Origin of the sequence: Arthrobacter sp. StoSoilB22, from assembly GCF_019977315.1 — a bacterium.
GTDB lineage: Bacteria > Actinomycetota > Actinomycetes > Actinomycetales > Micrococcaceae > Arthrobacter.
Map to the genome: position 1 here is coordinate 843,747 of NZ_AP024652.1, position 12,694 is coordinate 856,440.

Annotated in this window: 17 protein-coding genes; 4 read left to right on the forward strand and 13 right to left on the reverse strand. The window is 61.7% G+C overall.

Going from position 1 to position 12,694, the window contains the following annotated elements; genetic code table 11:
• The first annotated feature begins 6 nt into the window (after positions 1-6).
• The gene (locus tag LDN70_RS04030) at positions 7-2,172 is read left to right on the forward strand and encodes a RecQ family ATP-dependent DNA helicase (protein ID WP_142936597.1); all 2,166 of its coding nucleotides are present in this window, start codon (positions 7-9) and stop codon (positions 2,170-2,172) included.
• Positions 2,173-2,301: 129 nt separating this feature from the next.
• Positions 2,302-3,732 carry an MFS transporter gene (locus tag LDN70_RS04035; protein ID WP_223941810.1) on the forward strand — a complete coding sequence of 477 codons (1,431 nt, stop codon included), beginning with the start codon at positions 2,302-2,304 and terminating at the stop codon, positions 3,730-3,732.
• A 501-nt stretch (positions 3,733-4,233) separates the two neighbouring features.
• Here LDN70_RS04035 and LDN70_RS04040 read toward each other — a convergent pair.
• Complete coding sequence (locus tag LDN70_RS04040; RefSeq protein ID WP_223941811.1) at positions 4,234-4,605, reverse strand: hypothetical protein; 372 nt, start codon at positions 4,603-4,605, stop codon at positions 4,234-4,236.
• Between the two features lie 34 nt (positions 4,606-4,639).
• Between LDN70_RS04040 and LDN70_RS04045 the strand changes: the two genes are divergently transcribed.
• A complete protein-coding gene (locus tag LDN70_RS04045; RefSeq protein WP_223941812.1) occupies positions 4,640-4,786 on the forward strand; it encodes a hypothetical protein in 147 nt (48 codons plus the stop codon).
• Between the two features lie 51 nt (positions 4,787-4,837).
• Here the strand turns inward: LDN70_RS04045 and LDN70_RS04050 are convergent, their stop codons facing one another.
• Positions 4,838-5,131: a hypothetical protein gene (locus LDN70_RS04050; protein WP_223941813.1), complete on the reverse strand. Its 294-nt coding sequence runs from the start codon at positions 5,129-5,131 to the stop codon at positions 4,838-4,840.
• A gap of 76 nt (positions 5,132-5,207) precedes the next feature.
• On the opposite strand from LDN70_RS04050, the gene LDN70_RS04055 reads away from it, so the two are divergent.
• Entirely contained in the window at positions 5,208-5,384 is a 177-nt protein-coding gene (locus LDN70_RS04055) for a hypothetical protein (protein WP_223941814.1), read from the forward strand.
• Positions 5,385-5,392: 8 nt separating this feature from the next.
• On the opposite strand, the gene LDN70_RS04060 is transcribed toward LDN70_RS04055, so the two are convergent.
• The 11 genes from LDN70_RS04060 to LDN70_RS04110 are packed head-to-tail and all read right to left on the reverse strand — an operon-like array spanning position 5,393 to position 12,635.
• Positions 5,393-6,829: an SGNH/GDSL hydrolase family protein gene (locus LDN70_RS04060; protein ID WP_223941815.1), complete on the reverse strand. Its 1,437-nt coding sequence runs from the start codon at positions 6,827-6,829 to the stop codon at positions 5,393-5,395.
• Between the two features lie 15 nt (positions 6,830-6,844).
• Positions 6,845-7,345 carry a hypothetical protein gene (locus tag LDN70_RS04065; protein WP_223941816.1) on the reverse strand — a complete coding sequence of 167 codons (501 nt, stop codon included), beginning with the start codon at positions 7,343-7,345 and terminating at the stop codon, positions 6,845-6,847.
• On the reverse strand, positions 7,346-7,723 hold the full coding sequence (locus LDN70_RS04070) for a hypothetical protein (RefSeq protein WP_223941817.1): 378 nt from the start codon (positions 7,721-7,723) through the stop codon (positions 7,346-7,348). It abuts the gene before it with no gap.
• A 3-nt stretch (positions 7,724-7,726) separates the two neighbouring features.
• Positions 7,727-8,104 (reverse strand): hypothetical protein, encoded by a 378-nt coding sequence (locus tag LDN70_RS04075; protein ID WP_223941818.1) that lies wholly within the window; start codon positions 8,102-8,104, stop codon positions 7,727-7,729.
• An 11-nt stretch (positions 8,105-8,115) separates the two neighbouring features.
• Positions 8,116-8,709 carry a M23 family metallopeptidase gene (locus tag LDN70_RS04080; protein ID WP_223941819.1) on the reverse strand — a complete coding sequence of 198 codons (594 nt, stop codon included), beginning with the start codon at positions 8,707-8,709 and terminating at the stop codon, positions 8,116-8,118.
• Positions 8,706-9,089 carry a putative phage holin gene (locus LDN70_RS04085; RefSeq protein ID WP_223941820.1) on the reverse strand — a complete coding sequence of 128 codons (384 nt, stop codon included), beginning with the start codon at positions 9,087-9,089 and terminating at the stop codon, positions 8,706-8,708. The genes LDN70_RS04080 and LDN70_RS04085 overlap by 4 nt, the downstream gene beginning before the upstream one ends.
• Entirely contained in the window at positions 9,086-9,265 is a 180-nt protein-coding gene (locus LDN70_RS04090) for a DUF7620 family protein (RefSeq protein WP_223941821.1), read from the reverse strand. The genes LDN70_RS04085 and LDN70_RS04090 overlap by 4 nt, the downstream gene beginning before the upstream one ends.
• Positions 9,266-9,302: 37 nt before the next feature.
• Entirely contained in the window at positions 9,303-9,629 is a 327-nt protein-coding gene (locus tag LDN70_RS04095; RefSeq protein ID WP_223941822.1) for a hypothetical protein, read from the reverse strand.
• Positions 9,626-10,606, reverse strand: coding sequence for a hypothetical protein (locus LDN70_RS04100; protein WP_223941823.1), 981 nt, complete (start codon positions 10,604-10,606; stop codon positions 9,626-9,628). The genes LDN70_RS04095 and LDN70_RS04100 overlap by 4 nt, the downstream gene beginning before the upstream one ends.
• Positions 10,606-11,730 (reverse strand): Gp37-like protein, encoded by a 1,125-nt coding sequence (locus tag LDN70_RS04105; protein WP_223941824.1) that lies wholly within the window; start codon positions 11,728-11,730, stop codon positions 10,606-10,608. The genes LDN70_RS04100 and LDN70_RS04105 overlap by 1 nt, the downstream gene beginning before the upstream one ends.
• Positions 11,727-12,635 (reverse strand): hypothetical protein, encoded by a 909-nt coding sequence (locus LDN70_RS04110; RefSeq protein ID WP_223941825.1) that lies wholly within the window; start codon positions 12,633-12,635, stop codon positions 11,727-11,729. Before LDN70_RS04110 ends, LDN70_RS04105 begins: the two co-directional genes overlap by 4 nt.
• Between the last annotated feature and the right edge of the window lie 59 nt (positions 12,636-12,694).

Consider the following 12,694-nt stretch of genomic DNA (forward strand, 5'->3'; position numbering starts at 1 on the left):
TGGTTGATGGCCAACAACTCTCCAATCGCTGCCGTTTCCGTGCAATCCCCTACTCATCAGCAGGCGCTGGCGTGCCTTCGTGAGCTGGTGGGCCACCCCGAAGCGCAGTTCCATGACGGACAGTATGAAGCCATCGAGGCCTTGGTGGACGCGGGCCGCCGGGCTTTGGTGGTTCAGCGCACCGGTTGGGGTAAGTCAGCCGTTTACTTCGTGGCGTCATTGCTGCTGCGTCGGCGCGGTGCAGGACCAACGCTCATTGTCTCGCCCTTGCTTGCCCTGATGCGCGACCAAGTGGCCGCTGCAGCCCGGGCCGGGGTGCGGGCCGTCGCCATCAACTCCGCGAACGCCCTGGAATGGGATACGGTGCTGGCCCAGCTGGCCGCGGACGAGGTAGATGTCCTACTTGTCTCCCCGGAACGGCTCACCAACCCTTCCTTCAGGGAGAACCAGCTACCGGAGCTCATCCGTCGGACCGGCCTCCTGGTGATTGACGAGGCTCACTGCATTTCGGACTGGGGACACGACTTCCGCCCTGATTACCGGCGCATTGCAGACCTCATTGCCCAATTGCCGGACTCTGTTCCAGTCCTGGCCACCACGGCCACCGCCAATTCCAGGGTGGTTCATGACATCGAGGAACAGTTGGGTGCGGGGGTGCTTACCATCCGTGGCGCGCTGGGCCGCGAATCACTGCGACTCGGTGTCCTGACGCTGCCCGACTCCCGGGACCGTCTCGGATGGCTCCTGACACATCTTGCCGACATGCCCGGAAGCGGCATTATCTACACGCTCACTGTCTCGGCAGCAGAGGACACTGCGCGGCTCCTTGCGGAGGCCGGACACAACGTCCTGTCCTACACGGGACGAACGGACCCCTCAGACCGGGAGCGCGCCGAGCAACTGCTCAAGGACAACCAAGTGAAAGCCCTCGTGGCCACTTCAGCACTGGGCATGGGCTTCGACAAACCTGATCTGGGTTTCGTGATCCACCTGGGTGCTCCGTCTTCTCCGGTTGCCTATTACCAACAGGTGGGCCGCGCAGGCCGTGGCGCAGCCAACGCGGATGTCCTGCTACTGCCGGGGTCCGAAGACCGCGAAATCTGGCAGTATTTCGCTACAGCGTCCATGCCGTCGGCCGAGAAAGCCGGCGCCGTGCTGAGCGTACTGGGGGAGGCCGGGTCCGCCCTTTCCACGGTCGCTCTGGAAGCCCGTGTAGACCTCCGCCGAACACCATTGGAGTTGCTCCTCAAAGTCCTGGCGGTTGATGGCGCCGTGGAACGTGTTGGGGGTGGTTGGCGATCCACCGGCATGCCGTGGAACTACGACGCCGAGCGCTATGCGCGTATCGCCGAGGCCCGGGTGGACGAGCAGGATTCCATGGTGATCTACCAGGACACAGCCGGCTGCCGCATGGAGTTCATCACCTCCGTCCTGGATGACGAAACAGCTGCCGCTTGCGGCCGCTGCGACAACTGCGCCGGGCGTTGGTTCCCCGTGGATGTGGCGGCTTCGGCGGCCGATGCAGCGGGTCAAACTCTTCGGCGCGCGGGCATAGCCGTTGAGCCTCGCCTTCAATGGCCCAGCGGAATGGACCGGCTGGGCGTGGCGGTCAAAGGAAAGATCAAGCCGGATGAGAGCGTCTCCGAGGGGCGGATCCTTGCCAGGCTTACCGACCTTGGTTGGGGCGGTGCGTTGAGGGAGTTGTTCGCCGCTGGGGCTCCGGACCGCGCCGTGGATCCTGCCATGCTGCAGGCCTGCGTCCACGTCCTGCGCGAGTGGTCGGGTGCCGAAGGCGGAACTCCATGGAGCGGCGTCGGGCGGCCCGCGGCAGTGGTCAGCATCCCGTCCAGGAGCAAGCCCCTGCTGGTTGAGTCCTTGGCACAGGGAATTGCCGGGATAGGACGGATGCCTTACCTGGGCCAGTTGCAGCCGCACCACGGAGGCCCAACCGGTGCGCGTGGCGGCAACAGCGCCTACAGGTTGGCCGGTGTGTGGGACCGCCTCGTTGTGGGTCCCGAACTCGCCCAGGCGTTGGCTGGTACGGGAGGGCAGCCCGTGTTGCTGGTAGACGACATCGTTGACAGCCGCTGGACCATGACCGTATCGGCCCGTGCCTTGCGCCAAGCCGGCGTGAGCGCCGTGCTCCCGCTGGCTCTGGCTCAGGCGGGCTAGTACAGCTAGGGTTCGCCCCACCTGTAGAACTACGTCATGTTGTGATCGCTCCCACTCTGCGTCTATAGGATCGAGCAAACACGCCTGCTTCCCCGTCGCAGGTCACCAGCCAGATCTTGGACCGGAGCCATGAGCACAAAACCCAACACCGACGTCGGAGCGGCAAACGAAACCAGCTGGCGGCCGCGCCTGGCCCTGTTGGTTGCGGCAACGTTCTTCATGGAGTTCCTCGACGGCACCATCCTTACCACTGCTATCCCCAGCATCGCCTCGGACTTCAGGGTGGCGCCAGCGGACATCAACATCACCATGACCGCCTATTTAGTGACCGTGGCCATGGGCATCCCTTTGAGCAGTTGGCTTGCCGAGCGGTTCGGCGCCCGCAGGATCTTCTGTCTGGCGATATCGGTATTCACCGTTGCCTCCTTGCTCTGCGCCATCAGCTCGGACTTGACCATGCTGACTCTTAGCCGCGTTGCCCAGGGCATGGGCGGAGCCATGATGGTTCCCGTGGGAACTCTGGTGGTCCTGAGGGGCACCCCCAAATCGGAGCTCCTCCGCGCCACCGCATATCTGGTTTGGCCTGGCCTGCTGGCTCCGGTCCTGGCACCGATGGTGGGCGGCGCACTGACCACGTTCCTGTCATGGCACTGGATCTTCATCATCAATGTCCCTTTGGGCCTTGCCGCCTTCCTTGCAGCGCTCAGGTTGGTGCCGCGAACAACGTTTGACGCCAAGCGCCGCCTCGACTGGTTCGGGCTTCTCCTCACCACACTTGGCGTGGGCGCCCTGGTGGTGGGGCTGGAGACCTTGGGAGGGCACGCGTCCAATGTGCTTGCTGTGGTGGTGGTCGCCGCTGGGGTGCTGTCCTTGGCGGGGGCAGTCTGGTGGATGAGGAAAGCCAGCGTTCCCCTGTTCAACCTCAGCGTCTTTGGCACCAGGACTTTCAGGGCTACCTCCACGGGTGGGTTTATCTACCGGTTGACCATCAGTTCGGTCCCGTTCTTGTTGCCCTTGATGTTCCAGGACGGATTTGGCTGGGACCCGCTGAAGGCAGGGGTGATGGTGGCGGCGGTTTTCGTGGGCAACATCGGGATCAAACCGGCCACCACGCCTCTGATCAGGCGCTTCGGGTTCAAACCAGTACTCGTTTTCGCATCCTTTGCCTCCGCGGTGACCTTCGCGTTGTGCGCCTTCCTGGATGCCCAAACACCCGAGCCGTTGATATTCACGCTGCTGCTGTTCAGCGGTGCGTTCCGCTCCATCGGCTTCTCCGCCTACGCTTCGGTGCAGTACGCGGACATCATCCCCGGTCAGTTGCCCTCAGCCAATGCCATCTCCGCAACGCTTGTTCAGTTGGCGGCGGCAGCAGGCATCGCGGTGGGCGCCCTGTTTCTGCGTCTGTTCGAAACCACGCAGGTGTTCGGGCCCGATCACGTGGCGGCCTACAAGGGGGCGTTCATTGCCATGGCGGTCCTGATGCTGATCAGCACAGTGGACAGCCTGACCCTTCACCGTCACGCCGGGGCCGAGGTCAGCGGCGGAGCAAAGCGCAATTAAACGCAAAAGGTCCCGGTTCGAAAACCGGGACCAATTCGCGGAGACGGGGGGATTTGAACCCCATTTCTTGAACCCACTCAATGGTCCGTTATCCCTTACAAATAAAGGGAAGTAGGCGGATTGGAACCGGATTATCGAAACCGCAGAAACAGCATGATCGGGGGTGATTCGACCCTACTTCCCCCCAGTGGGGGGAGGTTGTCAGGCGTGTTGTGACCGCAAAGGTACTAGCACGCCATAGCCATAGCGCTGGGTTATCTGGACAATGGGGTGATGGTGTACTTTCCACGATTTCGGACAAGTCAGGACACCACATGCGGCGAGTGCGGGAAGCCGATAATCGAGATCTATACGCCAACGCCGACGTTTGAGGGTGGTGGCGGGCGTGGCGAAGAAGAGCCTGTGTATGGCCCGTACCAATGCAGTAACGCAAGCTGCCCGAACCGTTTCCCACCAAAGAACTATCGCTGGTGGATCGTAAACACATAGGTGGGCGTGGCCCTACTCTGGTAGAAACCCGGGCGGACGCTTACCCCACTGGACTGAGCGGAGCCACTCAGGGCAGCGGTTGTACTCGTCGATGTCCCATTCGGAGTTGGTCACCGGCCGGACTTTCTCGCGGGATAGCCAGGCGGTGAGGCTAACTTTGTCGTCGTCGTACCATTGGACGCTGATTTGGGTTTTGTTCCACTGCGTGGCCTCGGCATAGACGGCAACTGTTCCACCGGCCTTCAGCGGGACTTGAGCGTGCACCTTTGGGTAGTGGCCCAACTCCCATGAACGGATGTCCTCGTGCGGCCCCACGCGCTCTGGATGGGTGAACTCGTACGTGGCGCCATCGAGCAAGAACGACGTCGGGGGATAGGTCGGCATCCCACCATCATGCCAAGCGAAATAGGATGGTCCGGTGGAAGTAACGATCACCATCCAAAACGCCGAAGGCGAACAAGGCACAGTCAGCGCCGTCGGCAAGGACTACGAGGCTGCACTGGCTGATGCCCGGGCGGTGGTTCCGGAAGGCTGCATCCAGCTCAACATCCGAACCGACGCCTAGGGGACGACAAAACCCCCACCCTCCGAAGAGAGTGGGGGTCCTGCGCTTTTGTTAGGACTCTTTGCTGAAGAGGCGTTTGTGAACCTCCGCCTCGCGCTGTGCATACTGGTCCGCCGTGTACGTGTTTGGTGGGCGCTGGCCAGGACCTTCCCAGGTGATGGCGGGCGGCCACTGGACATTCTTGGCATGCAGCAAGATCGACCCGAGATGTTCCGCGCACACGACGAGGCTTGTGTCATAGACCCGCTCAACAACGAAAGGTCCGGGCGCATTACAGAAGGTGGATCCGTCCGGGCCATCCGTGTACGCCATGCATTCTGGCGAATTCTCTCTAGTGATTTCCATGCTGGCGAGCCTACCTTGGCTGGTCCTGTTACGCAGGGGCACAGTACCGGTCTTATGTTGCCCCTATACTTCTCGCATGGGGATACTTCCGATTGACCGCATCCGCGCATGGTGGACTGGTATGACAACTCCGGGCATCCGTTGCGCTTGGTGCCGCGAGGACCGACTGACATTCAAGTCATCGGGTGGCTATCACTACTGCTCCGAGGCTTGCGCTACAGCCGACGCTGAGGATCAGCGGGCTTCGTTCTAAGCAGCAACCTAGCTAATGGTTTCAACCTTGAAGTCGTCCACTGCGAACACCGCGCCGGTTGGGCGCAAGATGCCCGCGTAGGCAGATGCTGCGGCAGACGCCGTGGTTACGGATGCCACCTTCACGCCATTGACGTAGAGGCTGTGCGCCGTCCCCGATGAGCGAATAGCCACCACATCCCCAGCGACAATCGGGAACCTGGCAGTCAACTCCGTACCTGTCGAAATTGAGACAGTTGAGTCAGTCCCGATCCTGGCGTAGATCTGGCTCGAAGTAGCTAGCGCGGCGCGTCGCGAGATCAGGTTCAGGTCCGCGACAGTCGGGACTTCCTTGACCTTCACAGATACCTGGACGTTGGGCGTCGTAACCGCGACACCATAGAAGCGCGAGAACGTGTCTGCTCCGTTACGCAGAACACCAGAGGACACCACCATCGATGTGCTCGTGGTTGACGATGTCTCCCACGCCTTGGCGGTTCCGCCAAGCAGCGCGTCAGTGGAACGTCCAAAGATCGTTCCATCGGTTCCAGTGAAGGTGTCCGATGTGAGGGTAGTCAGCGTCACCACAGGGTCCGGGGCGGGGGCCGAAAACCGGGCAGGAGGCAGGAACCCAAGCCCATCTTTCACGAACTGCGCAAACAAAGCGTGCCCATCCGCAAGCAGATGCGCCAAGTCTGCATCCCTGATCCCAAACGGGTCGCTGCCAGGAATCCCAATAGCGGCGAACTCATCGTTGATGTCGAGGAAAGCGACGTTCTTCGGGTCCTCATCTGCGATTTCGATAAGGACATCCCGGTACGCGGACCACGGCGCGATTGGGACGGCCGTAGGAGACTCAGTCTGGAACTGGTGGATCAGCAGGTGCACAAGCGGCCCCGGCGTGTCAGCGTTTAGCTGGGCGATGCGGCTCTGCAACCGGGTCTTGTAGTTACTCAGAGTGACTGATCCCGCGTAGTCGTTTGAGCCAACCGAGTGGACAATCAGCGCTGGGTTCAATGATGCAACCTGAGGGCCGGTGGTATCCGTGATGTAGGTCCCCGCTGATGCCCCAGAGATGCCCATATTCACAAGGTGAATGCCCGGTGTGGTGGGCGGGGCCGCAAGGGCTTCCGCAAGGGTCAACGGAGTTGCTTGAGCCAACCCACTGGCCATTGGGAACGCCTCTGCGAGCATGACACCGAATCGGGTGAACCACCGGGCCGGGATCGTGCCTGACTTACTCCCGGCCATGGTTGAGGAACCAGCGCCGATTACGATAACTGGCGCCGTCTCTCTGCGGAGCAGCGCGGCCTTGAAGATGCTAAGCGCGGCGAGCCTGTTCTTTGCACCCGCTTCTGATTTGAGGGCATAAGTGGCATTAAGTGCCGTGTCTTGTAGTCGGTCTGGGATGTGCTTGTTGAAGATCTTGCCGGACCCGTCAAGCGACGGGACTTTCTTGATAGCCATAGCGGGTGGCTCCTATCAGGCGGTGATGAGCAGGGCGTCAGCGTCAGCAGGATCCACGGCAATGGAACCATCAGACTTGGTGGTGAAAACGAGGGTGTCGGCGTCGGTCGGGTCGAGCGCCACGCCGCCGCCGGCGGCCGCGAGTGCAGCCAACTCGGCGGCAGCTTGAGCGGCTGCTGCGTTGGAAGCGGAATTTGACGCGGCGGCTTCCGCGCCCTGCGCAGCTTCCCGCGCTGATACTGCCTCGTCACGCACGCCTTGGAAGCTCGGCTTGGCGACCTTCAAGCCGCCGCCGGACATCTTCACTTGAGGGGAAGTGGTCACGAATGGCGGTACGAAGGCGTCAGCACTGGACGTGAGCGGGTTCGGTAGGGGCAGCCCGTTCAAGTCCTTCAGCGCCAGCGGGGTGCTCTCACTCTCGTCGTTCACGTCATAGATAGTGACCGCCGAGTTGGCCGCCCGCTGGAATGTGAACGGGTCAGCGACGAGCTCCGATTCGTACGTGTAGTCAGCCATTTATCCTCCAGGCTCGGCGCGGTGATCTGGGCCGTCGGTCTTGTCGACGTCGGTTGCGGATTGGATGGCGCCAGTGACGCCGAGTTTCTTCCAGGCTTCGCGGTACGCAGTGCCCGCGACGATGAATACGAGCAGCACTGCGGCGATCCACCCAACGACACTGAACAGTCCGTTGAGCCAGACCCAGACACCAGCCACAGCGACATAGAAAAGGAATGCAACGATGGACTGCTTGCGGGCGGACCATCGCGTCTGCTGAATGACCGCGATGACCGGCGGCGCAAAGAACGCCACGGCCATCAGCCACAGGATAGGAGTGCCTAATTCCGCCAGCGCCTTGAGCGCTGCGGGGTCCAGCCCGGGAACAGTGGGGGTCATGGCTTAGCCCTCCTTCGTGATCGGGCTGATTTCGAATGACGGCATGTTGTCCGCGATTGCCCGCTCGATCCGGTCGTAGTCAATGACCACAGCGGCGCCCGTTGCGGTGGCTGCAAGGATTTGCTGCAGGATGGCACGGTCTGCGCGTTGGTTCGCCTCGATCCGGGCAAGCGCCTGCGCGTTGAAAGCAAGCTGCCCATAGGCGCTGGTCTTGTACTTGCCCCAATCGATTTGCGGGTTCCAAAGGGCATCGACTGGCATCTTCTCGATCTGCTGTTCGATGGACAGCCCGCCCTTCATCTGCGGGCCGCCCTCCACCAGCGCTTCAGGGGTGAACCTCAAGTAGCGTTCGTTACTCATACCTTCGGGAAGTTTGCTCATGGTCTTTTCCTTTACGGGAGGGGAATTCCGAGATTGACCAGCACCAACTGGTCCGGGGTGTAAATGGGCGCCGGTACTGTTTCACCGGCGGACTCGAGGGCGGCGGACTCAAAGAGCTCTTCCGGGTTGCTGCGGCCGTAGTAACGGCTATTCAGCACGTAGCCATCACGCAGGATCTCAAAGTGAAGATGCGCGGCCACAGAAGCGCCCGTCGAACCCGACAGGCCGATAACCTGCCCCTCAGTCACCCACTGGTCCTTGCTGACCTTCGCGCCACCATCGAGGCAATGGCCATAGATTCCGATGAACGAGCCGTGATCGATCACGTACCCGTAGCCGAAGAAGCTGGGCAGGATCCACCACGGGTTATCCGCGTACGTCCCGCCGAGCCAGCCCACGTGCAGGACCTTCCCAGAAGTGACCGCGTAGATCTTGGACCCAGACCGTGCGCCGTAGTCCTGCCCCGTGTGCCCGTCAGGCTGGTAGTTGCCGTACAGCCACACGTAATAGCCCATGCCTGAGTTGGGGTTCGAGTTCGCCACCACACCCGCGGTCGCTCCGTCGCCGAAATCTTGCGTCAGGGGAGCGTCTACTGGTCGCCTCATTTGCTGTCCTTCCGCTGTGCCCAGTCCGCGTTGATTCGGAGCTGGAAGAACAGGATGGCCAGGCGGACGGCGGCCACCAGAACGGCGCTGTAAATCACAAGGCGGAAGATCTCCCGCAACGGGGTCGCGCCGAATAGCGCACTCGTGATGATCAGGATGAACAATGACGCCAGCGAACCGAGCAGCATCATGAGTGCCCGGCCCGTGCGGGTACGCCACCAGTCCGGCGCTGTAACCCAATAGATGATCGGCAACGCAACCCAGAACGAACCAGCGATGTAGCCGATGTACAGGCCCGGAATGCCAAGCACCCCGTAAACGGTCAGGGCGGCTGCGGCTACCAAGGATCCGATAATGCCTCTGATGATGGTCCTCTTCACGTGGCCCCTCCCAACTTTCTGACGATTGATGCTTCGATGGCCGGCGCGAACCCGTTACGGATGTTCACCTGGCGGAGTTCAGAGACCACCTGAGTTGCTTGGACACGTTGTTCTTGTGCGGCCCGGTGCGTTTCCATGGCATGCTCAAGTGCGGCCTCAGCGTCCGTGTTGTCCACGGGCTCCATCGCGGGCACGTGCCACTCGGCAGCTTTGTTACGTAGCTTCGCGAACCACACGGGCAACACCCCCAGCCGCGTTATCCTGAATCGCGGTCATGACATGTGCGGAGAACTTCGCAGTCTCAATGAGGTCACCGTTGGTCTTGGCCAGCTCACTGTTGGTTTGATTGGCGAGGTTCGCCGCGGACTGCCACAGGTCCCGCTGCTTCACAACTTCGGCATTGTGGTCACGAAGCTCCCGTACCATCTCCGTATGAGCAGCGCGGGTGACCAGCCGATGCGTGAACACCAGATAAAACACAGCCAGCGTCGCGGCCACCGGGGATGCGAGCCCCACAACTGCAGGGATTCCATCAATCACAGATTCCACCCCAGTCCGCTGAGCGGGAACACCATCTCGCCGACAGCCTGCTCGGGAACATTCACGCGGAAGCTCACCCGGATCTCGCCACCTGGCGTGGCCCACATTTGGCACTGCCACAAGCCAACGATCGTTTGAGGGAACGGGTCACTCTTGACCTTCGGCGCGTATGCCTTATCGAAGGTTGCGATGATGTACGCCGTCTTCGCGTCGTACTTGATGGGGACTTTGTTGGCTATACCACCTTCCAAAGCGGCACGCTGGCCGACTCGAGTGACGGCCGCGTCCTTCACCGGCTCGTTGAGGTGGGTTGCCATCTGTCGGTAGTCGCCGATCAGGGCCAGTGGTGACGGGCCTCGCGTAACGCCCCCGACTGCTACCCAGCCAGGAGTGTCGTTCTCACCCAGCACTCGTTGCCACTGCGTATCGCCAACAGTGACCATGGAGCCGACCTGATTGAGGTACTGGCACACCAGAATGTCTTTGGCGTAGATGCCACCGTTGGATGCCCAGCAGCGAAGATCGACCACGTCGTCCGGTTGGGTCTGGTTTTCCTTGATCGCCACCAGCGCGATGGGCTGCTCGTCGATTTGTCCGGGGCCGGTTACGCGCGACCCGGAAACGGCGCGAGTGGAGCCTCCGGGGATAATGACGAACTTTGAGACGCCAGCAGTGGGAGTCCAGTCACGGCGGACCGCCACGGTATCCCAGCGGACGCCAGATGCCGACGGCGGGAATTGAAGAGTTTCGTTGCCGTCGGTCTCGTCTGTGATGCCGCAGCCCCAGCCACTGCCTTGAGCGATTGAGACTGTTCGGTCTGCGTTGGCGACGATGCTGACCTTCCAGTCGCCGGGTCCGCTGACTCCGTAGCGTGCGGAGCCGATAGGGGAGTCGGAGTGCGCGTCGCCCCATGCATCTTCGTTGTAGGGATTCAAAGCGGTTGTGTCATAGCCGTGGCTGATGAACTGCACAGGCATCAGATGAGCTCCTGGTTCCGCACGCCCTTAGCGAGGGCGGCAAGTCGCTGCGCAACGATGCGCGCAGGCTGGTTGGAAATTTCCCCGATGGAGGGTTGGATGCTCGCGTAATCCTTGGAGACCCAGTTGAGGGTGACTTCGCGGATGGTCTCTGTCATGAGGATCCCGTTGCCCAGGTTCACCGGGACTCGGTCGCCCTCCGTGAACCCGCCGGGCCCGTACTGGAAGATGCCCGTGCCGACTAGGTCGAGGGAGATCCCGTTCTTGGCGGCAGTTTCGGTGAGCGTCTCGCGGCCGCGATCGTCCATGACGTCTGAGGAGTCGTTATCGCGTGCGTCCCGGAAAACTTCAGCGCGCATGCCGAACTGGGATTCGCGGGCGGCATCGATGATTTGCCGGAAGTTGCGTTCAGTGCCCTCGCCCTGCCCGCCTATGACGACGCGTGAGCTCTCCGGCCGCGTCTTTGTCCACGACGCCTTCTTCAGGGTGCGGCCCTTGACCGAGAGTTTCCGTGGGTACAGTTGCGGCTCGTAAACATCCAGCACGAGCCCAGAGCCGATCTGCCGAACCGTCACGCCGATCCCGGCCGCATCCATGGCCGGGAACATCTTGTCGGCCAGCGGGTGCATCCGGAGAGGCACCCCGCCTGGCACGACTTCGCCGCGGTGCAGATTCGGGGCAACCGACAGGCCGGGGATGGCCAGCCGCGTGATGCCGTTCTCTGTTATAGCGGTCTTGATGATCGTTTCCGCGTCGCCCGTGTACGTCCGATACTCGGCGGCGGTCTGGTTGGAGATGGGCGAGCCTGGCACCTGCCAGCCGAGGATGTCCCGGAGGATCCGGAAATCGTCCTCAACAGTGAAGGTCACCTGTCCCGAGACGCCGTCAGTTTCGCCTGCCTCGCTTACGATGGGGCCTGAGATGAGGTGTCGGCCCTTGAACTTGACCTTCAGCCTGGTGCCATCGGTCATCAACTCAGGTAGCCTCTCGTGCGCCAAAGGAACGGTGATGTTCAGAGTGGATACGAGGTTGTGCCGGACCGTTGCCGAGAGTGCTGAAGGATTACCGATCTGGCACCGGAACTGCCGGTCCTTGTCATAAACGGAGACTCGGAAGATGCTCACCATGGCCTCCGATACAAGGTCGGGAGATAGGCCTCCACAACGCCGGTGCCAGCGAGCGTCAGCGAGAGAGGAACTTGCGACCCAGATGGCACCGGGGGGAAGTCAGCTTCCCCGAGGTCTGCCGAACGGTCCTCAGGGTTGACCATGTCTTCGCCAATAACCCGCTCGGACGGCTTCTTGCCCTCCGCGCCGGGGGCCACGTCGTACAAGGTGGCGCCAATGCGGTCAGGATCAGACTCGATCACCAAGCACTTGTTGGCGCCGATAGGGAATGGCACATCGACGATCAGGTCCCCAACGCCAACTGATGCGGTGGTGGTTTCACCGTCGATGAACCAGCGAGCGTATGACTCTTCGTCGCCAGGGTTGTCTATCCGCGCCGATGAGATGTCCGCGCCAGAGCCGATGTTGAAAAGGTGCGGCCCGTTCGGCTCGAAGAACGGAGCGTACTCGCTGTTCTTCCAAGACCGGACAACAGGGTCACCCATCCAGAACGGCTGTTCTGCGACAAAGTTGATGCCGTACGTTTGCCAGCCGTACCGGACCGGATCGTAATCGATGCTGTGATCGCCGTCGTCCCGGAAGCGGAGCTCGATGGAACGACGCTTGCCGTCAGGATGCTGCACTTCCCAGATGCCCGTGTCTTTGGGGTCCATGCCTTGCCAGAAAGCCCGATCCCGCTCGACCCAGGCCTCAGAACCACCGTCGTGGAAGATATGGATCGGCCAGAAAGCGCTACGGTCCAGAACCGAAATACCTTCGTGCCGGGATCCTGCGACCGCCGGCGCCTCGGTTGCGTGCCGTTCCGTAGTGATCGAACCAAGGCCACGCACGCCCGGCATCAGGAACAGACCTGATGCCGGGCTGGTGAGCGGCCACGTGACACCCTTAGCGGTCCACGTCATTCGGAGCCTCGTCCACGGACTCACCGCGGGAAGCGGCGGCCGGTACGGGGTCGCGTAAC